The sequence below is a fragment of the Acinetobacter sp. 22301 genome, from assembly GCF_052045285.1.
In the GTDB taxonomy this organism is placed as follows: Bacteria; Pseudomonadota; Gammaproteobacteria; order Pseudomonadales; family Moraxellaceae; genus Acinetobacter; species Acinetobacter pittii.
This window is the reverse complement of record NZ_JBQEOR010000015.1, coordinates 1-25,970: the sequence shown is the minus strand read 5'-3', so window position 1 is coordinate 25,970 and position 25,970 is coordinate 1. Positions and strand designations below refer to the sequence as shown.

Genomic DNA, 25,970 nt, shown 5'->3' with positions numbered 1-25,970 from the left:
AATTAAAAAAATAAGTAAATAAGGATCAAGCTTTAGGAGGACGTAAAATCTCTTGCCAGTATCCGGCTAAATGTTGAGCCTGATAAATACTGCTAAATTGATATAAAATAGGAATAAGTGGGGATTCAACGTCAGGTACAGCTTGCTGCAGAGCTAAATTCACCATTTGGCAATGGACTGGGTTACAGTCCTGACAATGCTCACCATGCGAATGAAGAGACTGAGTCATCTTTTGATGACATACGGTCTGATCATTTGCTTGAGTATGCATATTGTTATGCGAAGATTTTTCACTATGACACGGCATAGTATTAAGATCATGTTGCATAGGCGTCTGTGCAATAGACACACCACTCCACCCAATGACGAAAGCCATTAGGAACACAAACCAAGCATACTTGCGTAAGTGTTGTAGAGCCATTGTGATTTATCACCTAGAGCCAATGAGTGATCTTAATGCCATTAGCATAACGAAGTTTTAAAAGAGATACAATTTTCTATCTTAAATGCTTGTTATAGAGCAATTAAGCAAATGGGGGTTGATGCTGAAGTACTAAATCAATCACCTCTAATGCACCTTCTTTTTCATTACTTACAGTGGTATAAAGCGCCACCGCTTTTAATGCTTCTACTGCATTTTCAACTGCAAACCCATAACCCACAGCTTTAATCATCTGCATATCATTGTTGTTATCACCAATCGCAACCACTTGATTAGGTTCAACCTGCCATTTTTGTAGTAACAGCTTCAAACCATGTGCTTTATGCTGGTCGGGAAGAATCAAATCGATAAAATTAAAACCACTTGAAACAGGTACCAAAACTTTATCTGCTACAAAGCTTTGCTTCTGAAAATGCTCAAAAATCGCAAAGCTTTCGTTTTCCTGAGCGGTAAAAGTAATTTTGCACACTAAGTCATCTAGTGCATAAAAGTCATCTACAACTGTCAGTTTTTCAAAATATCGGGCAACTTTGGCATAGTCTTCTGCGTTCATACATCTATGCACGTAAGCATTTTGTTTTCCACAGATCACCATTGTTGAGGTATATGAAGGGTCGATTGCTTTTAGAATCTCAATGTATTGTTGTTGACTTAAATGAGCAAAAGCTATTTCTTGCCCAGCATCTACAACATGTGCGCCATTTTCTGCAATAAATGCAATCTCATGATTAATCTCTGGAAAATAGGTAACAAGTTTTGCAAGTTGATTACCACTGGCTACCACAAAATGAATATTATTTTGTTTTAGTTGTTCGTATTGTTTTAAAAAACGTGCTTTGTTGTACTGCTTTTTGGAATTAAGAAAAGTCCCATCCATATCTACCGCTAAAATTTTTACTGTCATTAATGATCAAGGTCTCTTACTAAAAACTTATTAAACCAAATTTAGCTTTATTTTTCATGACACTTTTACAGTTTTATACGTATCTATGCACAAAAAGTTTTACACAGAGCTGCATCGTTTTTTGCACAGGTTATTTTTTAGCAAAGCTTAATAAAAAACCAGCTAATAAATTATTCAACACGCATAAAAAAAGAACGCCAAGACGTTCTTTTTTCATAGTTTTTGTCTATAGAATAAACGGTTGATCTAATTTTGTTTATTTTACCAACATCTTATCCATACGGTTATCAACACAGTTATCCATACAGTTATAAACAAAGTTATCCACAAGTCTATTTTAGATTAACTCTATCTTTTTAAGCATCAACACTGCCTACTTTCGCAAGCTCTGCACGCATTTGGTCAATCACAACTTTATAATCGGGTTGACCAAAAATTGCGGAACCCGCAACAAACATATCTGCACCAGCTTCTGCAATTTCACGGATATTTGCAGGGCCAACACCACCGTCAACTTCTAAACGGATATCACGACCACTTGCATCGATAATTTTACGAGCTTCACGTAATTTTTCTAAAGTCATTGGAATGAACTTTTGTCCACCAAAACCAGGGTTTACACTCATTAATAAAATTTGGTCAACTTTATCAAGTACATAATCTAGATAATGCAATGGTGTTGCTGGGTTAAAAACCAAACCTGCTTTAGCACCACCAGATTTAATCAGCTGTAATGAGCGGTCAATGTGGTGAGATGCTTCTGGGTGGAATGTAATAATATCTGCGCCTGCTTCCAAAAAGTCTCCAATAATTCGATCAACTGGAGATACCATTAGATGCACGTCAACAGGAGCTGTAATCCCATAGTTTTTTAAAGCCTTACATACACCTGCACCAAAAGTTAAATTTGGAACATAGTGATTATCCATAACGTCAAAATGCACTACATCTGCACCTGCGGCTAACACTTTGTCTACATCTTCGCCTAAACGAGCAAAATCGGCAGATAAAATAGAAGGAGCAATCAAATAAGGCTTGGACATAGGTGGATGACCTGGCTAGAAGTTTAAGGAGAGGCTAAAAATTATAACAAAAAAGAACCTAATTGGCCCGCCCTTCCTTGCTTAAATGACAACATTTCAAACTTGAAACGTAACGTTGCAACAATAGAATGCTAACGGCGAAACGAATTTGTTAAGGTACATTAAACCAATGTGAGGATTGATAATGAAAAGCACAACTCATCTATTAACAAACGATGGAAAACGCATTGCAAAACGTCTAGTTAATCATTGGAAGCACAAGTTTGAAGTACAAGAAACTGAACAAGATTTTAAAATCTTAATGCCTACAGCAACGATTACGCTTGCACCAGAAACAGAGCAGTTAAACGTTGCTATTGATAGCCAGTTAGATGACCACAACCACTTAGAAAAAGTGGTGCTTGATCATCTAAACCGTATGGCTCAACAAGAATTTCAAGTTGAATGGCAACACTAAACTAATTAGCCAGATACTTTTTCTAACTGGATTGCATGAAACTGTAAATGCTCATCCATAAAGGTTTGAATAAAATAATAACCATGGTCATAGCCAGCATGTTGTCTTAAAGTTAAAGGCTGTCCTGCTTTTAAACATGCTTGCTTAAATTTTTCAGGGTGAAGTTGTTCATAAAATTGGTCATCCAATCCCTGATCCACCAAAATTTCGCTAAATATTGCACCATTCTTTGAGACTAAAGCTGTAGCATCATGAGCTAACCAGCTATTGCGATCTGCACCTAAATAATGGCTAAACGCTTTGTTTCCCCATGCACACTCTGTTGGTGCACAGATCGGAGCAAAAGCAGATACCGACTTAAATTTCTCAGGATATTTAAAAGCCAAAGTCAATGCGCCGTGGCCACCCATTGAGTGCCCAAAGATACCAACTTGTTGATCGTTTACAGGAAAGCTTTTTAAAATGAGTGGATATAGCTCATCAATTAAATAACTTTCCATTTGATAATGCTCAGACCAAGGTGCTTCTGTAGCATTAATATAAAAGCCCGCACCTTGACCTATATCCCAATGATCCCCTGCCGCAACCTGTTCGCCACGAGGAGAAGTATCAGGTGTAATCAAGATAAGACTAAGTTGTGCTGCCATATGTTGCGCATGGGCTTTAATGGCAAAAGTTTCTTCAGTACACGTTAAACCCGCTAAGTAAAACAAAGTTGAGCAAGCTTTACCCTCTAAAGCTGCCGGTGGTAAATAAACACCAAACTTAGCAGGCCCTTTTAAATAAGAAGATTCAAATTGATATATGCGCTGCTCACCCTCAAAGCAGCGGTTTTTTTGCAGGAGTTGCATCGTTTTTAGCCTCTGTTTTTGTTTGAGCAATATCTACACTACCCGTATTTTGCTGAGGAAATAGATACTTTTCCAATTGAGGTAGCATAAGTTCCATATTTTTACCGATCATCCACTGAGGTTCTGAAGGTTCAACACCTTGAGCCACTTCCCATTTGGTTACTGTTTGCTTAGCTGTGTTAAACGAATCTTTCATCGACGATTGCTCTCGCATAGCCAAATCAAAGAAAGCTCGACCAAAATAGGTATAGTCAGCTTCGTTATTACACCCAAAAGAAGTTTTATCAGCAGCCGATGCAGTAATAATTAAGGTATCAGGAGACTGTAAAGCAGGAATAAAGCTTCCTGAATAACAGGCTGAGATTACAATTACACGCCAGCGAATACCGGATTTGTCCAGTGTTTCACGTAACCATTTCGGGTCTACTTGCCCTAAATCTAATGGTGCATTTTCAATTTCAAAGTGATTTTGTTCCCCGTGTGAAGTCATATATAGAAATAAGACATCACTATCACGGTTCATTTGCTGCCCCATACGGCGTAGGGCTAACTCGATACTGGTTTTAGAGGCAATTGGAATCTCTGTACGGGTATCTGGATTATTGACCAGCATCATTGAGCGACCAATTGTTCCGAAACGTGTATCAAACTGTTCTTTAATACGGACCACTTCCGATTTAAAAACATCTTGATAACTATCGCCAGCAACACCTAGAAAATACCAATGGCTTTTGGCGAGCTCACCATATTGAACTTGCTCTAAAGAATCATTTAACAGTTTACTTTGCGCATAAAAAGCATCTTCAGCAAACGTTGGAGCCGAATCTTCGACCTTCCAAATCGGTTGATCTTTTACAGAAAGTTGCCAAACCACCATCGTTGCAATGGTCGCAACCATAACCAGTGCACGTTCCCACCATGGCCACTTAAGCTCACGTGAGAAAACCCAAATTACGGCTAAACTTTGCCACACGAATAAAGCTACAAATAAACTCGGTAAAATTCCGTTATAAATAGCATCGGGAATAAAGTTGAGATAACCGTTAGACCCCAAATACTGGATTAAACATTGAATTAATAAGATATTTGTATCTAGAACCAGCCAAAGTAAAGCAGGAACTAGCATTAAGCGAGGTTGGTTGGTTCGCTGTGATAAGAAAATACCAACAATTAAGGCAATGAATGGCCAAAGTGCATAACCAATTAGACCTTGTGAATTAAAATCACCGATTTGACCAGCTACAAGCCAGCTATAAAGAGAGTTGGTACATCCTCCTAAAATTCCCCAAACAATAAGCTGAAGAATAGATGGATGTACAATCTGTAAAGAACGTCTTGACCCCAAAAACAGCCACATTCCGGCAATTTGGTTGCTTTTAAAATCATGCCAAAAGTTAATGGAGGGTTTAAGATCAATCATAAAAGGTTTTCAAAAATTTCGTTTTGACAGGCATCTTAAGTGTATGCCTGCTAAGAATTTTAGCAATCATGCTTTTGAACTATATCACATATATTTGTGCATTATTCAAGCAATAAAACCTAACCTTACATAAGCCTACTGAAAATACGCATCAAAACGACAAGCATCCCCTTGCCATTGATGAGCTGGCTCTTGATTTGCCAAGAAAATAGCATGGCGTGGTCGCTTAACGACTACACGTTTAGCAACTCTCTGTGCCAAAACTAGCAAATTATCCCCCAAATCCATCTCACCATCTTCAGGTAAAAGAAGATGTAAAAGCTGCATTTGTTTTTTGACTTGAGCTTGTTTTTTAATTGCTTGTTGATTCTGGTCGCGCTGTGGGAACATCGGGTCAAGGTAGACTACATCAACCGTTTTTGCTTCTTGATGTAATTGCTGTAAATAGCTTCCAGAGTCAGCAAAGATCAGTTGAATACGATCCATAAATTGACTTAAAAATGGATCACGTTCCGCCAGAGCTTTTGAATCTTCAAGTAAAGTAAATAAAATCGGATGGCGCTCAACAAGCTGGATTTGGGCACCTAGATAAGCCATAAGTAAGCTGTCATGGCCTAAACCCGCTGTTGCATCAACCAGTACCGGCTTTTCACCTAACTGACAAGCACGGGCAATCATTTCCGATTTAAGACTTGCACGTTTTAAACGTGGAATTTCTGCTTTCCAGTCGGGTTGCATTTTCATGCCATTAGCAGATAACCATAATCCGTTTTCATCTACACAAAGGGCAATTTCAGGATTGAAGCGTAAAAACCGTGCATTCAACTTTTCAATTGGCTGTAAATCGACAGTCACATCTCTAGAACAAAGCACAGCTTGGTAGTGCTGTGCTTGTTCTTGAAAATCTACTTCAAAATATATGTGCATGATTAGCCTTTATTTTACTTTACCCTGATCCGCTATTTTTTTCCATGCATCATCACGTAAATAAACTGGCAAAGCATGTTCGGCATCCACCCATTGCTTTTGTGCAGCATAGACACGTGCAATAGAAGCAATATCCTGTGCAGTTGCGGTGATTGTTTGATGCTCTGCATCAGCTTGAAGTAGCTTGGCGCCCGAACCAATTAAGCAATGTTTTGCATAAGCTGCTGCTGGCTCATAGCTCATTAATTTTTCTTCATCAATACACTGCATAATTCCTTGTTCATCTAGAACAAAACTTGCAATGTAAACTTCGTTCATACGTGCATCGAGCACCGCAGTCACCTGCTCCAAACCTTCAAGTCGGTATGCCGCTTGTGCTAAAGCTTGCAATGTAGAAACTGGAACCACAGGTAAATCTTGTGACCAAGCTAAAGCTTGGGCAACAGCAGCATTAATTCGAACACCACTAAAAGAACCAGGTCCACGGCTAAAGGCAATCGCATCCAAACCAGCAACTTCAAGACCTGTTTGTTGTAGCCCTTGCTCAATCATAGGCAAAATGGTCTGTGTTTGTGCTTTCGCCCGCGTATCGAGTTGAAAAAACAGTTCTTGGGTTTCATCGACTAATGAAATAGAACACTGCTCATTTGCAGTTTCCAACGCCAGCAATTTCATGCACAACCTTAGTATTAAATCAGATTAAAAACGAGGGTTATGATACCCCACTCGGCTCTGATAGGCGAGTTGTTCTCTTTCTAAATAAAAATGCCAAGCTTGTGCTTGGCATAGAAAATAACTTATTAAAAGATTTTAAAAGTGAAACTCTTTTAAATCTGTATAGTTCTTAAAGTGCTCAGCATAATGCAATGCACTCAAACGTATTTTTGCAGCGCCATCTTCATCTAAAGTTTTGACAATTTTGCCAGGTGAACCCATCACCACTGAATTATCTGGAATTACTTTTCCCTCAGGTATTAAAGCATTAGCACCGATAATACAATTTTTACCAATCACCGCCCGATTTAAAATTACGGCGTTCATACCAATCAAACTATTATCACCAATCGTACAACCATGCAGCATGACTTTATGACCGACTGTGACATATTCACCAATGTTTAGCTCAAGTCCAGCATCGGTATGTAAGACAGAATTTTCTTGAATATTAGAGAAATCACCAATCCGAACGACACAGTTATCAGCACGAACTACCGCACCAAACCAAATGCTGACCTGACGACCTAATTCCACTTGCCCAATCAGCGTTGCTGTTGGAGCAACCCAGCCATCCCATGGTTCATGTAATGCTTTTGGGTGCTGTCCTTGATAGCTATACATCATAATTTATCAATCCTGATCTTTATTTTTTATGAGAAAACTTTGGCATTCCAAAGGTTGGTGAGTTGAGTAAAAATGGCCAATCTTTTTGATAACCCAATCCATATTTAAACAGAGCAACTAACATACGAGCAGTTAAACCCCAAATAATTTCATTATCAATCTGTAAGCTTGGGAAGTATAAAGACTGATGAGCATATCGGACTTCGTAAGGTGTGGGCCGCGTCTCGATAAGCTGCTGTAATGGGACAAAGAAAATTCGATCAATTTCAGTAGGCTGAGGTATTAAAGTGACCTCAGGAGGAATAAGCCCAACGATCGGTTTTACAGACAAACCGCTTCTTGCACGCTGCATCGGCAAATCACCTAACAACTGTACATCAAATGGATTTAAAGCTGTCTCTTCTTGAGCTTCTCTCAACGCTACAACAATATTACTCGTATCACTAGGATCACGCTTTCCCCCAGGAAAAGAAACTTCCCCCGCATGGTTGTTCATATGTATTGAACGGCGTGTAAGCAGTACCTTTGGATCATTCTCATTCGTAATTGCAATAAGTACTGCTGCTTGTGCTTCTTGTATGCGGGTGGAAAAGCGCAATCTTTGCTGTAACTTTTGTGTTAGCAAGTGCTCTTCCATACCATTCACCTATTATTCTGTCTCTCTTTGCATCATATCTGAAAATCAAAGTTAGGGAATAGAGTTGATGCGTAAGTCTAAAAATTCAGTTATGCTGAGGCATCTCTATACTCGATGATAATTATGAGTTTCTGTGTAGCGTGTGGGCATAAAACCGAACAAAAAATTCCTTTAGGTGATCATAAAGTACGCCGTGTTTGTACTCATTGTGGAAATATTCATTATGAAAACCCCAAAGTAATCTGCGGTGCCTTAGCGTTATGGGAAGACAAAGTATTACTTTGTCGTCGTGCGATTGAACCTCGTTATGGTCTGTGGACATTACCTGCTGGTTATATGGAATTGTTCGAAACCATGGAACAAGGCGCAGCACGCGAAACTCGTGAAGAAGCAGAAGCCGAGATAGAAATAGAACAACTTTATTGTATGTACAATATTCCGCGTATTGGCCAAATTTATGTACTTTTTAAAGCACAGCTGAAAGATGGAGTTTTTGGTGCAGGTGAAGAAAGCATTGAGAGTCGCCTGTTTGAAGAACATGAAATTCCATGGGGTGAACTTGCGTTCCCTAGTGTTGAACATACACTAAGACATTATTTTGAAGACCGTAAAAAACAAGTGTTCCCAACACATCTTGAAACTTTGGGGACTCGTTTAGACCATACAGGTTAATCACTTGAACCATAAAAAAGACCGCTCTCGCGGTCTTTTTTTATATGTTTTTTATTTTTTAAGATTTAGTCTTAATTGCATTACAAGCTGGAATAGACTGATTGGCTAGTTTAATAGACACCGTGCCAGACAAGCGTTGAGCCAAAGCTTTTTCAGCATCTGTTGGTGCTGGGCTAATATCCTTAATATTATTATAAACAGCTTGATAGAAAGCATAAAGGTTAATCCAACGTGCGGTCTTGTTTTCATAATCACTTAAATTAATACTATTACTGCTGTTTTGACCTGCTAATAAGTTATAGAGGTTAATCTTGGCTCCATTTACCGAAATTGAATCATTTACATTATCATCTGGATTAGTATCCAGTCTCACCACAGAGTTAAGTCCCATCAAAATCCCATTAAGGTTACCTAGCTGAGGATTCGATAAAATCATACGAACAGTAATAGAGCTATCATTATCCGATGACTCTGTTCCACCAGTAGTACCAAGTCGGTATTGTTGCACACCATTACTATCAATTAAGCTGTTGTCTGTTACTGTTGCACATTGACCAGACATATCGGTTGCAGTTGCATTTGGTTTAATATCCGTACGAATATTTCCCTTTTCATCAACAACAATGCCTAAATCGATAGGAGCTATCCCAGTAGTATCAAATCGGAATGTCAAAGTCGCATATAATGGGAAGACATAGCGTTGACCAGAACTCACGTTAGCTGCTGTTTTAAAAATTTCTTTTCCAAGATAACTAATTGGGTTGGCTTTAATAATATCAAGTGAACCCTTATAGTTTTCTGTGCCTACTGTTTGACGCCATAAACCATAATGCTGAATATTTCCTGTGGTCGAGCGTGTTAGTTGCTTATAAAAACCTTCACTTCCCGCAACAGCATAATCGTTCATAAACTTACCTTGATAGATTTGCAAATCATTATTTGCATTGCCATCAATGCTTAAACGTAAGGGTTGAGTCGATTGAATATCTTTTGAAATTGGGTTAAGCCAACCATTTTGTTGGGGAGCAACAAGCATTTGCATTGGTTTTGCTTTGGTCCACAATAAAACTGGTGGAGCAACACCAGTCACGTTTCCGTCCTTATCTTTATATAAAGTAGCATCACCACGCCATTGCAGACCGTAACCCATTGCATAACCTTCACGGTCAGTCAACATGAACATGTTAGCCATCATATGACGTAAATTAGTGGTAGATTTATTAAAGCAATCTGCTAATGCCTGATTACAGCCATAAAAACCCAGCGGTAACGGGGAACTAACAGGATCTACAATACCCGCATAAGTCGCTTCATTTGCTTGAAATAATGCAGCATTTGCTAAGTTTGTGACTTGAACCACGAGTGCATAAGCTTGTGCATCAGACACTTTACTTACATCTAACCAAGGTTTTAGAAGAGTTGCATATTGCCCATTCTTCCATTCTGTTGCAGTTATATCTTGTGTCAAACTAGTCAACAGATTTTTCTTATCTTGAGTAAATTGGGTTGGTTGTAAATCACCTACCACATTATCGCCACGTTCAACACCAATACTTTGGAATAACTTAACTAAAGCCATAGCTACTTTAATAGTTGGATCAGCGTTACTCATTGAAGCAGGAGGCTGACCAGTTAATGCTGTAGCCATATCCAGAACTGTTAAATGTGTTGTCCCGTATTTTCCTAATGTATCAAGTTTTATCGTACCTAACGCAATCTTGTGAGTATTGCTACCTTGTAGATAAAGCGTAATTGTTTCATCTGATTTACTGCCACTGATACTACAAGCACCGCCAACCGAGTTACCAACCAATTTAGTAATATAACGCTGATTCGGAGATAAACTACAGTCGAAATTCAAACCTGCTATTGGATAATTTAATTCAAAATTCAGACAGGTTTCATCTGTGGCTTTACAATCCAAATTAGTGGTCGGAATCGTACCCCCACCTTGAGTAGGATCTTCATTAATTGTTGAGCCACCACCACCGCAACCATTTAATACAATTGCCAATGTAGATAATGCAAAAGGTAATAAAATTTTTTTACTCATCATCATTCCTATTTATTTTTAACGTAATACCGAAATTTTAATTTGTCCCTGATTAGATAGTTCCTGATCTGGCATATCCACAGCCGACGATAAAGGCGTTAACATAATATAGTGTGTACGTTCTGGCACCTGTAAAACGCCTAAAATCGATGCATGTTGTAAAATCGTCGCAGGATACGACTTACTTTTAAAACCACTAGCACCTTCTATAACACACCCCTTTTCATCCAAGAAAACAGCGAGGGGCCAATAATATACAGGCTTATCATTGGTTGTAGCATAGGAAGCTACTTGTATATTCTTAATAGAAGAATCTACTTTTACGACTTCGTATTCAAATTTTTCTTTAAGAGGTTTTCTCGGCCATAACCCAACTTCTTTATTCTGGCTTAGCTTTTTAATTGATTTGTTATAGCCATTAATAAAACACAAATCATTTTCAAAAGTGCTTGCTAACTCTTTGTGCGAAAGTCTCACATAAGTAGGAGCTAATACCACAGAAGAGACTTGATCTTCTTGAGATCGATGCAATACGTTATCAAGGATAGACTGACCAACACCTTTTTTACGCTCAATAGATTCAGTACGACCTAAACCATCAGGCATAATATAAAAACGTTTTTTCCCTTCTAGATTAAATTCTTGATTCTCTAAATATTCATTATTAACGTATTCCACACCATCAATGGTAGTGTACTTCGTCTCATCGTTTTTTGGTGCTACTGGTGCTGATGAAGTAACGATATCCTTAGACAAGGGTGGAAGCGAATTCGGTTCTACTTTTTCTACAATCTTTTGTTGGGAAGCAGAATCCGTTATCACTGTTTTTTCTTTAGTAGTCGCAAAAGTAGACTTTTGATTAATAATTTTTGATTCTTCTTTGCTTATTTTTGTCTGTTTTGAAACTGTAGATTGTTTCTTTATCGAGACAGTTGGTGCAGTTGGTGCAGTTGGTGCAGTTGGTGCAGTTGGTGCAGTTGGTGCAGTTGGTGCAGTTGGTGCAGTTGGTGCAGTTGGTGCAGTTGGTGCAGTTGGTGCAGTATTAGACGATTTCGTAATTACTTTAGGCAATTCTTTTGATTTTAAAGATGTTTCTGGCAATACTTGCTGTTCTGGACGAGACGTCTTTATCTCTGGATTTGTTAACACCTTAGACGGTGTAGCAGTTCGTTCCACCCTTTTACTCGGAACAATCATCGGTCGACCATCAGGGCCAATAATCGTATAGAAACCATCCGCATAAATAGCAGAATTACTTGCTATTGCAACAAAAAAAATCGCAAAAGCAAATCTAGGTCGAGACATCCGTTCGCAATTTAATTTTACCATTTTGTTCTATAATTTAACCCGAGTACTGTAACTTTGGTATTGGTTTTAACATCCAAACCGGCATAAGGATTTAACAGGATATTATCAACTCCCGTTTTATTAGATAAGGTACTAGTCCCTGCTGGAATATTATCGCGGCTACGTAAGAAACCAACTGAAAGATCCAAATCTGTATCTGCATCAAATCGGTACCCAATACCCAAACCGAATAACTGCGCATTATTAATTGGAATCATGGTATTACGTTTGTCATTTGGAATAGCGCTAGCACGAGGCTCATAACCAGCACGTAACTTCAAACGATCTGTTGCGGAATACTCTAAACCAATACCCCAGCTCCATGGTGAGGTAAACTTTAGAGGCAAAGCTAATGATGCATCTGTCACATCATTTGATAAAAGTTTGGCAACTTTGAGTAAGGTAATCTGTCTATCAAATTCAAACTTGAACTTATCCCATGCAGAATAATCAGTCCAACCCACATCAAAGTTAACTTGCAAATCAGGGAATATTTTATATTTAATCCCTGCTTGAAAATGTGCAGGATATTCCAGATCCATCGCAGCCAGTCCAGACTCAGAGCTTGGTACATTCCCCGGTAAACCGAGAATTTGAGCCAAAACCGATCCTGTAGCAGAAGAATTTAGACCTTTAATTAACTCTTGAGGAGCCTTAGCATTATTAATTAGGTATTTCCCTTTCATACGCATTTTAGCGGCACTTTGATAAACCATACCAAAGCCAAAATCGTCCGTCGGTTCCCACATTAATCCTAAGTTATAGCTTGGGCTTAAAGACTGCTCCATAGAAACTTGAAGTGATCCCATTTTCTTGAATGGATTCATACCTTCTTGAGTATTACATAAACCAAATAACAATAGATTAGTAATCATATCGTTATTATCTTTAAAAGGCCCGCATACTACATCATCAACCATACGCAATACTCCAATCATATCATTGGGAAAACGTAAATCGGTTTTCATGGCAAGAGCGTTATAAGACATACCAACCGAAGCACCGATCGACAAATGGTCATTTACTTGATAACCAAAAGATGGAGACAAATAAGTAATCCGCTCAACAGCAACTTGCTGACCCATAAAGTTTCCTGCGTTACCATTTTCAGCGCCAAAACCTGCAATTAAAGGTGCATAAATTGCAGTAGCATAAGTCAGCTTTGAGCCTGGTGGTTTATAGGCAATCCCTGCGGTAGGAGCAGCGAGTGGATAACCCTCCCCTAAATCAACCATTTTTTTTAGAATTGGAATATATAAGCTAGCGTATTCAACATCACCACGCACAGGGCCTTTAAAATCAGTACAAATATTAGCTGTAACTTCTGGACCATCATTACAAACAAGAGGGTCATCTGAGTAGCCAAAAACGTTATAACCAGGGGGTGCCGAGAATTCACGCTGAATATCAAAGTTCGCTAAAATTCCTTGCACATCTGTCTGTAACCCATCAATTTTTGCTAACGCCGCAGGGTTAAAATGAATTGCACTAATACCAGGCGGATCTGCAGTTACAGCATTCCCCATCGATAGTGAACGAATATCAACAGCTAGGTTTTGTCCCAATTGAGCGTTGGCAAAGCTAGAAAAACCGGAGATCACAATTGCCGCCGTTAAAGGACATAATTTAGGATATTTCACCTGCCTATCTCCTTATTTTGTTTTTTTGCCAAAGCCTATAAAATCTAGCGGGAAAGATAGACCAAGCGAAACATCTGGTGCATCTTCGGTTAAACCAATACCCACTGTGCCATTAACAATCGTTTCAGGTGAAACACGTACACCTAAAGCAAAGGACAACATCGCGCTACTTTGGTCTGGCGACTGATATGACTCGCCATCCTTAAACTGGAACTCAGCATCCATGTTAAAGCTTTGTTGATATGACATGGTTAATGAAACGTCATAATTAAATGAGTAAGCAAAACCGAAAGAGAAACCACCACTAATACCAGGGTCAAAACTCTCTAGATAACGAGGACCATTCGCCCCACCACCACGTGCCTGATTTAAACCTGTTTCTTTAAATCCATAATTTGCAGAAGCAGAGGCAAATAAAACCACTGGATCAATATATTTACGGGTACTTGCTCCTACCCCAACAGAGTAATATCCTTTACCTGTTGAAAGCTCATCTAAACCAATTTCGTAAGGGCTATCCCCAGTTTTTGTTGATAGGTTACCAAATAATACCAATGGCAAACGGCCTTGCTTTAACGGGAAAGGTTCCCAGCGCGCCCCTAAAGAAATATCACCTAAACCCGCTGCAGTTGTATCTCTAACAATTTCAGATTTTGCAACGAAAGGAACTGTTGCAGATAATGTTAAGTTGTCCAATATCCCATATTGAACAGTAAAACTATTCGTTAAAGTATGGTTCGCATCTTCTTCAACACGTAAACGGTTAAGTTGAGATGAGTCATCAGCTAAAGCTAAATCAATTCGAGTATCGCGATAATAGGTATAATCGAGATCGTAATAGGCTGAAAATACGCCTCTTTTAATCAATGAATATTGGCGCTCATTTGAAGTAAATACTTCTTGCAAATTTGTCTCTTGAGTCGCATCACCTTCTTTTTTCTGTAAAGCAGTAGCAGCTTGATTAGCTCCAGTATTTGCTGCCTCAACAGGAGCAGGTTCAGTAGTTACAACGTCTGTAGCTGGAGTTGTACTCGCTTCTTGAACTGAATCTGTTGATGTTACTACTGATCCTGTACTCGCGTCAGAAACAACTGTGGTGTTTTGAACTTCAGCTTCAGTTTGTGCGACTTGGTCATTTGCATAAAGTGTGCCCGTAATAGCACTCATACTTAATGCCAACACACTCATCTTCATCCATCGATTATTCATGTTTCTTCCCACCTAATGTATTTATTTTACTCAATTCATATTTGATTATTTACGCTTATAGTAAAGACGCATATATGTTTCAATTGGCTGATTATAGGTTGCAGAATTTGGGTCTTTATCCAGTACCCTACGCATAGTTGATGCTTTATTTGCTAAACGGTCATAATTGAATGTTGGATATTGCACATCCACAAATGCATAACGGTTAACAGTTGCATCTTCCACATGACGCATATCTGAGTCTTTTAAGGCCAATAGGTCTTTACGTTGAGATTCAGGAACAGAAACAACGAATAATGTATTATTATCCCAAACCTCTTTAAAACGATTTTCATCAAAGCTGATATTCCCTAATGCAGGATCAGCAACATAGACTCGTCCATCTTTATAAGCTTTATATACGACAAAATGTTTAAAACCAGCATAAGAAATTGGAACGATTGCAGGTTGTCCAAGATTGACTAAATCAGAAAACTCCCCTCGATAACCACCACTATCCAAACCAATAGCAGTTACAAAGCGCTTCATATCAAGTAATGAGAAGCTTCGGCGTTCAATAATACGTTGATATTCACCATACTGTAGTAAACCACTCATAGTCTGCTGTTCAGTCAAACTTGTTCCTACATAACCATTTAAAAGTGTAGTAAGAGCAGCTGAACCACAGCTATAGTCATAAGCTTGTCGAACAATACCTCGGAACTGATCTTCTACAGCTGGTTTAATCTGAACTGGTTCAATATGATTACGGCGAAAAGATAAATTACGTGAATCGGCAGTCTCTGTATAATAAACAGTTCCCGGTGGCTTTTTTTCTATTTCGAAGGCTTCTGTCGCAAAGTAATATATCAATGCTGAGCCTAAAGCAATCTCTAACATAAGCACTTGTTCTAAATGGTGGCCTACTGGCCTTATTCATTTTATTCTTAGAGCAATAGCTCTACATCCCTGTGTGTTGAAGATACCTTTTTTTTTTGAAAAAAACAGCCTTTTTTTACTTTTTTTTGATGAACGTTTAGTTTTATAAAAATAGAGAGACTTGTGTGATTAATTTAAATAGATTTTTAATTTAACAGCTTATTTTTATCAATAAAAAATATATTTTTATATAGTTAAATTAGACAATTAATAAATAAAAAAGCGCGTAATAAACGCGCTTTTTTTATTAAAACTCAGATTAGTGACCTGAAATTGTAATTGTAGAAGTTCCTACATTTAAACCTTGAATTTCAACATCACCAATAGATGCATTAGCAGCAGCACCTAAATGTACACCCTGTACATAAACGTTCATACCTTGTGCACTATTATTTTGAATTTTCAAGCCAGTTGGTACAACTGAAATATTAGCATCAACATCTAAATTACCAGTTGTGTTACCAGCACCACGAACCATCACTTTGTCTAGGAAGATCTCACCACCACCTGCAGCATCTTTGATACCGAAGTTAGATAGTGTTAAACCGCCCTGTAAAGCAGAGTTCACTTTAATCATTGCACCTTGTGGAGTAGAACCTAATTGTACGTTGGCTGAAATTGCACCTAGAGACAAATCTAAACCAGAGATAATTTCAGTTGGAGCAGTTTCAGTGATACCACGTACAGCAGTAGTTGTATTTAAAGTACCAGAAGTACCCACACCAATAGAACCTACACTTACATTAACAGCACCCACGTTTGCAGCAACGTTTAAAAACGCGCCATTTGTACCCGAAGCACCAACGCTGTCAATTTTAAGGTCTAACAAATTAGCAGTTTGATCAACCTGTGTAACCTCTACTCCACTTACTACAATCGCACCCGCAGTTGCTGCAGCACCAGTAATACCTGTAGTAGGGTTTAAACCATCATTATCATGAATAAATACTTTATCGATAGAAATACCGCCAGCACCTAAAGCGATACCGATATTAATACCATCTTGACCTGTAGCAGCACTAAGTGCAGCATCATCCATTGACTGCATTGCCATTGCATTTGCGCTGATAGCTAAAGAAGAAACTAAAGCAAGTTTAGTAAACATTTTCATTGAGCACTCTCCCAAGAGCATTTATTTTTTGACTTAACCACTCTCATTGTCTCAAATTGCATTTTTCTTTATATGGCAACCGAAACTTCCAATCCTTGAGTAGTTTTGCTTAGCAATTACTAAATTACATCTACGTTAATTTTTGTTCAACTAGTGTTGTGCATTTTTTGCCAACTACCCGACAAACGGTACACTCAAGTTTTTCTACACAAACCTTGCTAAAAACAATAAATTCTCAGTTAAAATTTCGTTCATTTTATCAGCAAAAAGTTTAGTACTTAAAAGACTTTCTCCTGATGAAGTGCAACTTATAGTAAACTAACTACTCTCTTATTAAACACTCTTTTATTTAAAAATGTCTCAGTTAAAGAAAAAAATCTCTTTATATAGCAAAAATGCTGCCGATATTTTAAAAAAATTAGATGGTTTAACTGGGCTTATTTATTTAAATGACAATAACAACCCAACTATTGGATTTCTTCCGCAAGATTATATTATTATTCAAAATGAAAATTATTTAGAGTTTGAGCGCCAAAATTTCAATGAATATAAAAATAGATCAAAATCAAATCAACTTTTAAATTTCATTCAATTTAAAGAAAATAATTTAAATAAAAATATTGAATCAACAACAAGTTTTATGGGTGGTTATATTGGTTTTATCAGCTATGATTTCAGTGCACATCAATTTATTAATGGACAAAATCATATACAACCTTCTCTATTCCTAGGCCAATATCGATCTTTTTTAAAATATATAGATAATGATTGGTATTTTTTTAGTGATGAAGAAAATGCAATTGATCTATTCTCATATATTGAAAATAAAATAGAGAATTTTGGTTCCAATAACTCTAAAAATACATTTGAATTAAAAACCATTATTCAACCAAGATGGTCTAAAAAACAATATTTCGATGCTTTCTATAAAATACAAGAATATATTAAGGCTGGAGATTGCTATCAAATTAATTTAACCCAAGAGTTTAAAGCTAAATTTTCAGGATCCTTATTAAATAAAGCTAAAGACTTATGGCAACTTACAAATGCTCCATATGCAGGTTATTTAAAATTAGATGATTTTGAATTATTAAGTTGCTCTCCCGAGCTTTTCATCGAATTTAATCAAAATAAACAAATTAAAACTAGACCTATTAAAGGCACAATGCCTCGCTATAAGAATGCAGAAAAAGATTTTATTTCTAAACAAACCTTAAAAAACTCTCAAAAAGACCAAGCAGAAAATGTGATGATTGTCGATTTATTACGTAATGATTTGAGCATTTATGCCAATACAGGATCTGTAAAAACTACAAAACTATTCGAGATTGAAAGTTTTAATCAAGTACATCACATGGTAAGCGAGATCGTTGCCACTCTTAAAGATGATATCAATCCTATGCAAATGTTGCTTTCAGCCTTACCCGGAGGCTCAATCACAGGTGCTCCCAAAATTCGGGCAATGCAGATCATTGAAGAGTTAGAAGAATCAGCAAGAGGCGCATATTGCGGAACATTGGGTTACTTCAATTTTGATGGAACTGGTCGCTGGAATATTCTTATCCGTAGTTTTCAACAATATCAGAATCAGCTTTCTTTATGGGCAGGTGGTGGTATTACGATTGCATCAAATGCAGAAGCAGAATATCAAGAAAGTCTTGATAAAGTCTCTGCTATGCTGAACTTGATGAACAGCACAGCAGAGTAAAATTTAGAGAATATCTTCTTTTAATGTCTGTACTAAACGCTCATTTTGCTCATCAGTTCCTACAGTTATTCGCAAGAATTGATTAATACGAGGCTTATTGAAATAGCGCACAATAATGCCCTGCTCACGTAATTGCTGTGCAAGCTGACCTGCATCATGCGATGGATGTGAAGCAAAAATAAAGTTTGCTTTAGAAGGTAAAACTTTAAAGCCCAAAGTAGTTAATTCATCTACTAGCTTTTCACGACTAGAAATAACTTTTTGACATTGTTCTTCAAAATAAGTTTGATCTTCAAAAGAGGCTACCGCTGCTGCAATTGCAAAACGGTCAATAGGATATGAATTAAAACTATTTTTGACAGCTTCAAGTGCAGCAATTAGATGAGACTGAGCAATCGCGAAGCCAACGCGTAAACCCGCAAGAGAACGAGATTTTGAAGTTGTTTGACACACAACCAGATTCTCATAGCGATTTACTAAACTCACAGCTGATTCTGCACCAAAGTCAACATAAGCCTCATCAATGACAACCACTTGATCTGGATTAGCTTTTAAAATTTGTTCGATTTCTGCTAAGCCTAGTGCAATACTTGTTGGAGCATTAGGGTTTGTAATAATAACCCCACCATTTGGTTGCACATAATCTTTAACTTCTATCTCAAAATTATCATTGAGTGGGATTTCTTTAGTCTTTGTACCAAAAAACTGACTATAAACTGGATAAAAGCTATAAGTGATATCTGGATAAAGAATTGGTTCATCTTGAAGAAAAAATGCTTTAAAAATATGAGCAAGTACTTCATCTGAGCCATTACCAACAAAAACTTGTGAAACTTCAATATTCTGTTGCTTAGCAATCGCATGTTTTAATGCCGTAGCATCTGGGTCTGGATATAAACGCAATGCATCAGCCTGATGAGTTAAAACAGCTTGAACTGCTTCAACTACTTTTGGTGATGGCGGATATGGATTTTCATTTGTATTGAGCTTCAATAAATTCTGAATTTTAGGCTGTTCACCAGGAACATACGGCTCTAACTCACGAACTTCTGGACTCCAAAAGCGCATTTGTGCTGTAGATAAAGTCATGGTCTTATCTCAAAAAAGGGCTGAAAACCAGCCCTGAGTAATAATTAAAAAACTACAAGGTTTATAAGCTTATTGATAACGATAGCGAGCTGAGCGTGCATGGGCATCTAAGTTCTCTTGAACAGCCAATATATCTGCTGTCTTAGCTAACGATTTGACTCCATCTTTCGAACACATAATTAAGCTCGAACGTTTTTGGAAATCATAAACACCTAATGGAGAAGAAAAACGAGCAGTTCCAGAGGTCGGTAATACATGGTTTGGGCCTGCACAATAGTCACCAATTGCTTCAGGTGTATAGCGCCCCATGAAAATTGCTCCAGCATGGCGAATATCTTCACTCATAGCCTCGGCATCATCTAAGCAAAGTTCCAAATGTTCTGGTGCAACTTGATTAATCAAATCAATTGCTTCTGCACGGTCCTTTACTAATACCAAAGCACCACGGTTTTCAATCGAAGTTCTCGCAATGTCTGCCTTTGGCAATTCATTTAAATGCTTTTCAATTGCCAACTCTACCGCATTAAGCAAAGCTTCATCAGGAGTAATGAAAATAGCTTGAGCAACTGTGTCATGTTCAGCCTGAGATAAAACATCCATAGCTAACCAATCTGCATTATTTTCACCTTCTGCATATACTAAAATTTCAGAAGGTCCAGCAATCATATCAATACCAACCTGACCAAATACAGCGCGTTTGGCAGCCGCCACAAAACGATTTCCAGGGCCAGTAATTTTATCTACAGGTGGAATAGCCTGAGTACCATAAGCAAGCGCTGCTACAGCTTGAGCTCCCCCAATAGTGAATACTCGACTCACTCCTGCAAGGTAAGCCGCAGCTAGAACCAATGGATTTAGTTCACCGTTTGGTGCAGGAACAACCATAATAATTTCAGGTACACCAGCAACATGGGCTGGCACTGCATTCATTAAAACTGAAGACGGATAAGAGGCTAAACCACCTGGTACATAAATACCCACACGGTCTAGAGGTGTGACTTTTTGTCCTAATGTATTACCCAAATCATCTATATAAGTCCAGCTCTCTTGTTTCTGAGCTTCATGAAATGAACGAATACGCTTTGCAGCTAACTCTAGAGCATCACGAATTTCTGGGCTTAAATTATCAAAAGCGGTTTTAAGTTGTTGTTGAGATAATTCTAAATCTGAAAATTGATGCGCAGGATGTCGATCGAACTGTTGAGTAAGCTTTAAAACATGATCATCACCATGCTGACGAACATCAGCAATAATTTGATCTACTGTTTGCACTAAATTAAGATCATTTACAGTTTCAAATGCTAAAAGCTCAGCAAAAACCTGTTTGAAGTTCTGATCTTGAGTCGATAAACGTCGCATCAATTTACCCACAAGGCGAAAAAGAAAAACCAAGTTTACTCTTTTTCTAAGCACTTGTGGGCATCATCTGAAGCAACTATCACAAAAGCATGATGGGAAATTGCTTTTAACGTGATTGAACGGCTTGCTCAAGCTGTGAAATGATTGGATTTAATAGAGTTTGCTTACGTTTAAAACTAGCTTTATTTACAATTAAACGTGAAGAAACTTTGCAAATTTCCTCTAATGGCTCAAGACCATTCGCTCTTAGCGTATTACCAGTGTCGACCACATCGACAATGTAATCACCTAAACCTACTAAAGGCGCTAATTCCATAGAACCATAGAGTTTGATCACATCGACTTGCTCACCTAAGCTTGCATAATACTGACGTGTAAGATTGACGTATTTCGTGGCAATTTTTAAACGGCCTTTTGGACGTTCCATTCCCACTTTACCAGCAGTCATTAATTTACACTTAGCGATTTTCAGGTCAAGTAGCTCATATACATGCTGAGCGCCATGTTCCATCAACACATCTTTGCCTGCTACACCTAAATCTGCTGCGCCATTTTCTACATAGGTAGGCACATCAGATGCACGTAAAATCAAAATACGTACTTGCTTATGCGTAGTAGGAAAAATCAGTTTGCGGGACTTTTCCGGATCTTCGAGCAAATTAATACCCGCTGTAGCTAGTAAAGGTAACGTCTCTTTTAAGATACGTCCTTTACTGAGTGCCAAGGTCAAACCATGATCAAAATTGCCCATCACATCAAAATTAGGATCATCGTTTCTTACATCATTCATTAACTTACTCGCTTAATTTTGGCACCTAAACCTTGAAGTTTCTCTTCGACATGCTCATAACCACGGTCAATATGGTAGATACGGTCAATTAAGGTATCTCCTTCTGCCACTAAAGCTGCCAAAACTAGAGAGAACGAAGCACGCAAATCTGTTGCCATTACAGGTGCAGCCTGTAAAGTTTCTACTCCAGTCACGACAGCATCATGACCTTCAACCTGAATATTAGCACCCATGCGTGACAATTCAGGAACATGCATAAAACGATTTTCAAAAATCGTTTCAGAGATAGTTGCAAATCCACGAGCAATAGCATTTACAGCCATAAGCTGAGCTTGCATATCTGTTGGAAACTCTGGATGTGGCAAAGTTCTAAAACTTACAGCTTTAGGGCGTTTGCCTAACATATCAAGTTCGATCCAGTCATCACCACGAGTGACTTCGGCACCCATTTCTTCAAACTTATCCAAAACAGATTCAAGTAATGCAGGGTCGGTATGTGTAGTTTTGACACGACCGCCCGTAATTGCCGCAGCTGCCAAATAAGATCCCGTTTCGATACGATCAGCTACCACAGCATATTCACAGCCATGCAAACTTTCTACTCCAGTTACAACAAGAGTATCAGTATCAAGTCCTTCAATCTTAGCGCCCATTTTAATGAGCATTTGAGCAAGGTCAGTGATCTCAGGCTCACGAGCTGCATTACGAATAGTCGTAACACCATCAGCCAGTGCAGCAGCCATCAAGATGTTTTCAGTACCACCAACGGTAACCATATCAAAAACAACTTCGCCGCCTTTTAAACGACCTTCAACTGAAGCATGGACATAACCATTTTCAACTTCAATATGTGCACCTAAAGCTTCTAAGGCTTTTAAATGCTGATCAACTGGACGTGATCCAATTGCACAACCACCTGGTAAAGAAACTTTCGCATTACCGTAACGCGCTAATAATGGTCCTAAAACCAAAATTGAGGCGCGCATTGTTTTTACTAGTTCATATGGAGCAAACTGATTATCTAAAGTAGAGGTATCAGCTTTTACTGTGTCATTTTCATAGCCGATTGTAACCCCTAAACCACCAATCAACTTGACCAAAGTATTTACGTCTTTAAGATTTGGAACATTAGTGATCGTAATTGGAGAGTCTGCAAGAATAGTTGCAGCAAGTAATGGTAAAGCTGCATTTTTAGCACCAGAAATGCGCACTTCCCCGTCGAGCTTAACACCACCCGTAATTAAAAATTTATCCATTAATATTTAAGCTCCGAAAAGGCTTGCTTTACGCCATTCATCTTTGGTCATTGCACGAATTGTTACCGCGTGAACTTCGCCACTTGCAATATAAGTATTTAATGGTGCATAAACTAATTGTTGGCGAGCAACAGTACGCTTACCGTCAAATTGATCATCCACAATACGGAGGTCAAATTTTCCAGCCTGTCCGCTCACCGCTACTTCCGCTTCAGGGAAAGCTTCTTTTAAAATTTGAGTGAGCTGTTCACTATTCATTGCAAAGACCTCTGACACAACCTAAGGTGTAAAACGAAGTATTTTACTATAACTTTTTCAAAGAATTCAGTACGTGTTTATATTTTATCAATAAAAAAGAGGCTATGTTTCAAGCCTCTTTCAATTATATAAAACTTATTAAATAGAAACAGCAACTTGCGAATAAGTGCACTGCATTTTCCGATATTTTAATAATTGTTTTTTTAATTTTTCAGTTAGTTTTTTAATTGAAGTATACATATCATCAGCAGTTGCCTGAGCAAACAACTCAATTCCCGGCAATCTTACAATAGCCTCTGCAACATGGTTCGAACTACCTTTATGAGAGCGCTTATCAATTTGATGATCTTTTGTTAATTTAATCTGCATACTATTCACCTGATCTAAGTGTTTTGTTAACTGATTAAATTTTGATTTAATATTTTCTTCTATAGCTGGTGTAATTGCTAAATGATGTCCACGAATCGTTATTTGCATAATTCTATCCCTCACCTTTTTTAGGTTATCTAAAGAAGAACTAAAACGATTTAATGCTATCAAAAAGAAAACTTAGAACAATTAAACCATTTTAGTTACTCTCTTGGTGAAAATGAAATTTCATTATTTCGTCATAATGAATCTCTAGAATAGCCATACTTCAAAATTCAGATCAAGACTTTTCTTTCAGACGACGAAGGAATATGTAACGATTCTCGATATTTTGCGACCGTTCTTCGAGCCACTTCAATTCCCTCATCCTTTAACAATGTAGCAATTACATTATCTGACAAAGGCTTACGTGGATTTTCGTTGGCGACTAGTTTCTTAATCATTGCCCGAATTGCGGTGGAAGATGCCTCTCCCCCTGCTGTTGTTCCTACATGGCTAGAGAAAAAATATTTCAACTCAAATAGACCACGAGGCGTAAGCATATATTTATTTGTAGTTACACGAGAAACTGTAGATTCATGCAATTCGACTTCTTCTGCCACGTCTCGAAGAACTAGCGGCTTCATCGCTTCCGGGCCTATTTCCAAAAAAGCTTTTTGATGCTCTACGATACAAGAAGCTACTTTTAATAACGTTTTATGCCTTTCATCAATACTTTTGATAAAGTTTTTCGCCTCAAGCATTTGGTTACGTAAATATAAATTATCCTCACTCTGATCTGCTCTACGAATCATACTAGAGTAAAAAGAATTAATTCTTAATTTAGGAAGTACATCTGGGTTTAGCTGAACCTGCCAATGTAAATCTTTTTTTGAAACCACTACATCGGGAATTTGATAATCAGATTCTTGCTTATCAAAATCCATACCAGGATAAGGTTTTAACGTTTTTAAAAGATTGATTGCAAACTTTAATTGGTCTTTCGTTAAACCAGTTTGTTTGAGTAATTTATTAAGATCATTGGCTATCAAAAGCTCATAATACTGTAATAGATTTTTTGCCTCGTTTAGATATTCAACATCTTTGGGCAGAAACTCTAGCTGTATTTTTAAACACTCCGCTAAATTACGCGAACCAATCCCTAAAGGATCAAGTCGTTGAATGTGTTTTAAGACAACTAAAACCTCATCTTCTTCGATCTCTTCCTCAATATCCATTTCATTCAATAATTGTTGTGCCGCTAAAATTATTTCTTCAATTTCAGCATCTAAAAACCCTTTATCATCTAATGCATCAACAATACAATAAGCAATTAATTGATCTATTTTAGAAAAATGCAAAAGGTTAACTTGTTCTAGAATATGCTCCTTTAGCGATAATTGAACTTGGCGATTATCCTCTCGCTCTTCAAATTCTGGAGTAGCCAAAGCTGTTGATTGATGGGTATAAACATCATCCCACTCAGTATCAACGGGTAAATCATCAGGCAAATGATCTGCATTTAGCTCAGTCGTTAAGTCATCCGATTCTTTATTTTCTAATGCAGCCAGACTCTCCGTTAGTGATTCTTCTTCTATTTTTTCAAGTAAAGGATTACTATCTAGTTGAATCTGAATTTCCTGTTCAAGCTCTAAACTAGAGAGTTGTAACAAACGAATCGCCTGCTGCAATTGAGGTGTTAACGATAGAGAATTCGCTACTTTCAATCCAACAGATAATTTCATATATTTCATTTTCCATAAAACAAGCAAAAATCATGCCTATTCAATATTTATAACATATAGTCTCTATTTGTCATACATATCCAACTGAAATTTGTAGAAGAAAAAAGAGATTTTTCCAATTATAAAAATAATCTTATTAAATTAATTCTATCAAACATAGTTCCCATATGATGTCAGACGCGAAATCTTGTTATAAAAAGTTAATTAGGAGAAGCTAGCCCTCTTTTAATTTTGTTTAATTGATTACTCTTCGGTTGTATAGTTTTTTCTATTAAATTTAAAGATTTCAACTCATAGCTTACTATTTTATATTTATTCCCCGCACATATATTTTTTATCACAATAAAAAACACCCCCATTCATTGGAATGGGGGTGTTTAGAATAATGAGCTGGCGATGACTTACTCTCACATGGGTAACCCCACACTACCATCAGCGCTAAGAG

25 protein-coding genes are annotated in these 25,970 nt (G+C 37.7%); 3 read left to right on the top strand and 22 right to left on the bottom strand.

Going from position 1 to position 25,970, the window contains the following annotated elements; genetic code table 11:
- Nucleotides 1-25 precede the first annotated feature (25 nt).
- From ACTJJH_RS16920 to rpe, 3 genes are all read right to left on the bottom strand, one after another.
- Nucleotides 26-421: a hypothetical protein gene (locus ACTJJH_RS16920; protein ID WP_320124613.1), complete on the bottom strand. Its 396-nt coding sequence runs from the start codon at nucleotides 419-421 to the stop codon at nucleotides 26-28.
- 103 nt (nucleotides 422-524) lie between these two features.
- The gene (locus ACTJJH_RS16915) at nucleotides 525-1,346 is read right to left on the bottom strand and encodes a Cof-type HAD-IIB family hydrolase (RefSeq protein ID WP_440601491.1); all 822 of its coding nucleotides are present in this window, start codon (nucleotides 1,344-1,346) and stop codon (nucleotides 525-527) included.
- Nucleotides 1,347-1,702: 356 nt separating this feature from the next.
- On the bottom strand, nucleotides 1,703-2,389 hold the full coding sequence (rpe, locus tag ACTJJH_RS16910) for a ribulose-phosphate 3-epimerase (protein ID WP_000043044.1): 687 nt from the start codon (nucleotides 2,387-2,389) through the stop codon (nucleotides 1,703-1,705).
- A 184-nt stretch (nucleotides 2,390-2,573) separates the two neighbouring features.
- On the opposite strand from rpe, the gene ACTJJH_RS16905 reads away from it, so the two are divergent.
- On the top strand, nucleotides 2,574-2,846 hold the full coding sequence (locus ACTJJH_RS16905) for a DUF2218 domain-containing protein (RefSeq protein ID WP_000843456.1): 273 nt from the start codon (nucleotides 2,574-2,576) through the stop codon (nucleotides 2,844-2,846).
- Between the two features lie 5 nt (nucleotides 2,847-2,851).
- Here ACTJJH_RS16905 and fghA read toward each other — a convergent pair whose 3' ends face one another.
- The 6 genes from fghA to ACTJJH_RS16875 all read right to left on the bottom strand — a co-directional run bounded on the left by fghA (nucleotide 2,852) and on the right by ACTJJH_RS16875 (nucleotide 8,031).
- Complete coding sequence (gene fghA, locus ACTJJH_RS16900) at nucleotides 2,852-3,697, bottom strand: S-formylglutathione hydrolase (RefSeq protein ID WP_320124615.1); 846 nt, start codon at nucleotides 3,695-3,697, stop codon at nucleotides 2,852-2,854.
- A complete protein-coding gene (locus ACTJJH_RS16895; RefSeq protein WP_005071224.1) occupies nucleotides 3,666-5,117 on the bottom strand; it encodes a C13 family peptidase in 1,452 nt (483 codons plus the stop codon). The genes fghA and ACTJJH_RS16895 overlap by 32 nt, the downstream gene beginning before the upstream one ends.
- A gap of 135 nt (nucleotides 5,118-5,252) precedes the next feature.
- Nucleotides 5,253-6,044 carry a class I SAM-dependent methyltransferase gene (locus ACTJJH_RS16890; protein WP_440601490.1) on the bottom strand — a complete coding sequence of 264 codons (792 nt, stop codon included), beginning with the start codon at nucleotides 6,042-6,044 and terminating at the stop codon, nucleotides 5,253-5,255.
- A gap of 9 nt (nucleotides 6,045-6,053) precedes the next feature.
- Nucleotides 6,054-6,719 (bottom strand): tRNA (adenosine(37)-N6)-threonylcarbamoyltransferase complex dimerization subunit type 1 TsaB, encoded by a 666-nt coding sequence (gene tsaB / locus ACTJJH_RS16885; protein WP_044102883.1) that lies wholly within the window; start codon nucleotides 6,717-6,719, stop codon nucleotides 6,054-6,056.
- A 135-nt stretch (nucleotides 6,720-6,854) separates the two neighbouring features.
- Nucleotides 6,855-7,382 (bottom strand): gamma carbonic anhydrase family protein, encoded by a 528-nt coding sequence (locus ACTJJH_RS16880; RefSeq protein ID WP_079284351.1) that lies wholly within the window; start codon nucleotides 7,380-7,382, stop codon nucleotides 6,855-6,857.
- 22 nt (nucleotides 7,383-7,404) lie between these two features.
- Nucleotides 7,405-8,031 carry a CoA pyrophosphatase gene (locus tag ACTJJH_RS16875; RefSeq protein ID WP_014208431.1) on the bottom strand — a complete coding sequence of 209 codons (627 nt, stop codon included), beginning with the start codon at nucleotides 8,029-8,031 and terminating at the stop codon, nucleotides 7,405-7,407.
- 114 nt (nucleotides 8,032-8,145) lie between these two features.
- Between ACTJJH_RS16875 and ACTJJH_RS16870 the strand changes: the two genes are divergently transcribed.
- Entirely contained in the window at nucleotides 8,146-8,694 is a 549-nt protein-coding gene (locus tag ACTJJH_RS16870) for an NUDIX hydrolase (protein ID WP_035360780.1), read from the top strand.
- A gap of 58 nt (nucleotides 8,695-8,752) precedes the next feature.
- On the opposite strand, the gene filF is transcribed toward ACTJJH_RS16870, so the two are convergent.
- From filF to filA, 6 genes are all read right to left on the bottom strand, one after another.
- Nucleotides 8,753-10,753 (bottom strand): putative pilus system protein FilF, encoded by a 2,001-nt coding sequence (gene filF / locus ACTJJH_RS16865; protein WP_081405191.1) that lies wholly within the window; start codon nucleotides 10,751-10,753, stop codon nucleotides 8,753-8,755.
- A 12-nt stretch (nucleotides 10,754-10,765) separates the two neighbouring features.
- Nucleotides 10,766-12,052: a putative pilus assembly protein FilE gene (filE, locus tag ACTJJH_RS16860; protein WP_284087879.1), complete on the bottom strand. Its 1,287-nt coding sequence runs from the start codon at nucleotides 12,050-12,052 to the stop codon at nucleotides 10,766-10,768.
- A 17-nt stretch (nucleotides 12,053-12,069) separates the two neighbouring features.
- The gene (gene filD, locus ACTJJH_RS16855; RefSeq protein WP_017387473.1) at nucleotides 12,070-13,734 is read right to left on the bottom strand and encodes a putative pilus system OmpP1/FadL family transporter FilD; all 1,665 of its coding nucleotides are present in this window, start codon (nucleotides 13,732-13,734) and stop codon (nucleotides 12,070-12,072) included.
- A gap of 12 nt (nucleotides 13,735-13,746) precedes the next feature.
- Nucleotides 13,747-14,943 carry a putative pilus system protein FilC gene (gene filC, locus ACTJJH_RS16850; RefSeq protein ID WP_068906706.1) on the bottom strand — a complete coding sequence of 399 codons (1,197 nt, stop codon included), beginning with the start codon at nucleotides 14,941-14,943 and terminating at the stop codon, nucleotides 13,747-13,749.
- Nucleotides 14,944-14,988: 45 nt separating this feature from the next.
- Entirely contained in the window at nucleotides 14,989-15,822 is an 834-nt protein-coding gene (gene filB / locus ACTJJH_RS16845) for a putative pilus system C39 family peptidase FilB (protein ID WP_014208424.1), read from the bottom strand.
- A 298-nt stretch (nucleotides 15,823-16,120) separates the two neighbouring features.
- Complete coding sequence (filA, locus tag ACTJJH_RS16840; protein ID WP_204085860.1) at nucleotides 16,121-16,972, bottom strand: putative pilus system protein FilA; 852 nt, start codon at nucleotides 16,970-16,972, stop codon at nucleotides 16,121-16,123.
- A 355-nt stretch (nucleotides 16,973-17,327) separates the two neighbouring features.
- On the opposite strand from filA, the gene ACTJJH_RS16835 reads away from it, so the two are divergent.
- The gene (locus ACTJJH_RS16835; RefSeq protein WP_440601489.1) at nucleotides 17,328-18,680 is read left to right on the top strand and encodes an anthranilate synthase component I family protein; all 1,353 of its coding nucleotides are present in this window, start codon (nucleotides 17,328-17,330) and stop codon (nucleotides 18,678-18,680) included.
- 3 nt (nucleotides 18,681-18,683) lie between these two features.
- On the opposite strand, the gene hisC is transcribed toward ACTJJH_RS16835, so the two are convergent.
- The 7 genes from hisC to ACTJJH_RS16800 all read right to left on the bottom strand — a co-directional run bounded on the left by hisC (nucleotide 18,684) and on the right by ACTJJH_RS16800 (nucleotide 25,525).
- The gene (gene hisC / locus ACTJJH_RS16830) at nucleotides 18,684-19,769 is read right to left on the bottom strand and encodes a histidinol-phosphate transaminase (protein WP_440601488.1); all 1,086 of its coding nucleotides are present in this window, start codon (nucleotides 19,767-19,769) and stop codon (nucleotides 18,684-18,686) included.
- Between the two features lie 69 nt (nucleotides 19,770-19,838).
- Entirely contained in the window at nucleotides 19,839-21,128 is a 1,290-nt protein-coding gene (gene hisD / locus ACTJJH_RS16825) for a histidinol dehydrogenase (RefSeq protein WP_262762618.1), read from the bottom strand.
- A gap of 106 nt (nucleotides 21,129-21,234) precedes the next feature.
- Nucleotides 21,235-21,918: an ATP phosphoribosyltransferase gene (hisG, locus tag ACTJJH_RS16820; protein WP_005071248.1), complete on the bottom strand. Its 684-nt coding sequence runs from the start codon at nucleotides 21,916-21,918 to the stop codon at nucleotides 21,235-21,237.
- Complete coding sequence (gene murA, locus ACTJJH_RS16815; protein ID WP_262762617.1) at nucleotides 21,918-23,174, bottom strand: UDP-N-acetylglucosamine 1-carboxyvinyltransferase; 1,257 nt, start codon at nucleotides 23,172-23,174, stop codon at nucleotides 21,918-21,920. The genes hisG and murA overlap by 1 nt, the downstream gene beginning before the upstream one ends.
- Before the next feature lie 6 nt (nucleotides 23,175-23,180).
- Complete coding sequence (gene ibaG, locus ACTJJH_RS16810; protein ID WP_002115399.1) at nucleotides 23,181-23,432, bottom strand: BolA family iron metabolism protein IbaG; 252 nt, start codon at nucleotides 23,430-23,432, stop codon at nucleotides 23,181-23,183.
- A gap of 138 nt (nucleotides 23,433-23,570) precedes the next feature.
- The gene (gene hpf, locus ACTJJH_RS16805) at nucleotides 23,571-23,909 is read right to left on the bottom strand and encodes a ribosome hibernation-promoting factor, HPF/YfiA family (protein ID WP_005071251.1); all 339 of its coding nucleotides are present in this window, start codon (nucleotides 23,907-23,909) and stop codon (nucleotides 23,571-23,573) included.
- Between the two features lie 167 nt (nucleotides 23,910-24,076).
- Entirely contained in the window at nucleotides 24,077-25,525 is a 1,449-nt protein-coding gene (locus ACTJJH_RS16800) for an RNA polymerase factor sigma-54 (RefSeq protein WP_016803219.1), read from the bottom strand.
- Nucleotides 25,526-25,970 lie beyond the last annotated feature (445 nt).

Excerpts from the sequence above, each read along its gene's own strand:
- ACTJJH_RS16920 (WP_320124613.1), bottom strand. The coding sequence starts at position 421 with ATGGCTCTACAACACTTACGCAAGTATGCTTGGTTTGTGTTCCTAATG.
- ACTJJH_RS16915 (WP_440601491.1), bottom strand. The coding sequence starts at position 1,346 with ATGACAGTAAAAATTTTAGCGGTAGATATGGATGGGACTTTTCTTAAT.
- rpe (WP_000043044.1), bottom strand. The coding sequence starts at position 2,389 with ATGTCCAAGCCTTATTTGATTGCTCCTTCTATTTTATCTGCCGATTTT.
- ACTJJH_RS16905 (WP_000843456.1), top strand. The coding sequence starts at position 2,574 with ATGAAAAGCACAACTCATCTATTAACAAACGATGGAAAACGCATTGCA.
- fghA (WP_320124615.1), bottom strand. The coding sequence starts at position 3,697 with ATGCAACTCCTGCAAAAAAACCGCTGCTTTGAGGGTGAGCAGCGCATA.
- ACTJJH_RS16895 (WP_005071224.1), bottom strand. The coding sequence starts at position 5,117 with ATGATTGATCTTAAACCCTCCATTAACTTTTGGCATGATTTTAAAAGC.
- ACTJJH_RS16890 (WP_440601490.1), bottom strand. The coding sequence starts at position 6,044 with ATGCACATATATTTTGAAGTAGATTTTCAAGAACAAGCACAGCACTAC.
- tsaB (WP_044102883.1), bottom strand. The coding sequence starts at position 6,719 with ATGAAATTGCTGGCGTTGGAAACTGCAAATGAGCAGTGTTCTATTTCA.
- ACTJJH_RS16880 (WP_079284351.1), bottom strand. The coding sequence starts at position 7,382 with ATGTATAGCTATCAAGGACAGCACCCAAAAGCATTACATGAACCATGG.
- ACTJJH_RS16870 (WP_035360780.1), top strand. The coding sequence starts at position 8,146 with ATGAGTTTCTGTGTAGCGTGTGGGCATAAAACCGAACAAAAAATTCCT.
- filF (WP_081405191.1), bottom strand. The coding sequence starts at position 10,753 with ATGATGATGAGTAAAAAAATTTTATTACCTTTTGCATTATCTACATTG.
- filE (WP_284087879.1), bottom strand. The coding sequence starts at position 12,052 with ATGTCTCGACCTAGATTTGCTTTTGCGATTTTTTTTGTTGCAATAGCA.
- filC (WP_068906706.1), bottom strand. The coding sequence starts at position 14,943 with ATGAATAATCGATGGATGAAGATGAGTGTGTTGGCATTAAGTATGAGT.
- filB (WP_014208424.1), bottom strand. The coding sequence starts at position 15,822 with ATGTTAGAGATTGCTTTAGGCTCAGCATTGATATATTACTTTGCGACA.
- filA (WP_204085860.1), bottom strand. The coding sequence starts at position 16,972 with ATGAAAATGTTTACTAAACTTGCTTTAGTTTCTTCTTTAGCTATCAGC.
- ACTJJH_RS16835 (WP_440601489.1), top strand. The coding sequence starts at position 17,328 with ATGTCTCAGTTAAAGAAAAAAATCTCTTTATATAGCAAAAATGCTGCC.
- hisC (WP_440601488.1), bottom strand. The coding sequence starts at position 19,769 with ATGACTTTATCTACAGCACAAATGCGCTTTTGGAGTCCAGAAGTTCGT.
- hisD (WP_262762618.1), bottom strand. The coding sequence starts at position 21,128 with ATGCGACGTTTATCGACTCAAGATCAGAACTTCAAACAGGTTTTTGCT.
- hisG (WP_005071248.1), bottom strand. The coding sequence starts at position 21,918 with ATGAATGATGTAAGAAACGATGATCCTAATTTTGATGTGATGGGCAAT.
- murA (WP_262762617.1), bottom strand. The coding sequence starts at position 23,174 with ATGGATAAATTTTTAATTACGGGTGGTGTTAAGCTCGACGGGGAAGTG.
- ibaG (WP_002115399.1), bottom strand. The coding sequence starts at position 23,432 with ATGAATAGTGAACAGCTCACTCAAATTTTAAAAGAAGCTTTCCCTGAA.
- hpf (WP_005071251.1), bottom strand. The coding sequence starts at position 23,909 with ATGCAAATAACGATTCGTGGACATCATTTAGCAATTACACCAGCTATA.
- ACTJJH_RS16800 (WP_016803219.1), bottom strand. The coding sequence starts at position 25,525 with ATGAAATTATCTGTTGGATTGAAAGTAGCGAATTCTCTATCGTTAACA.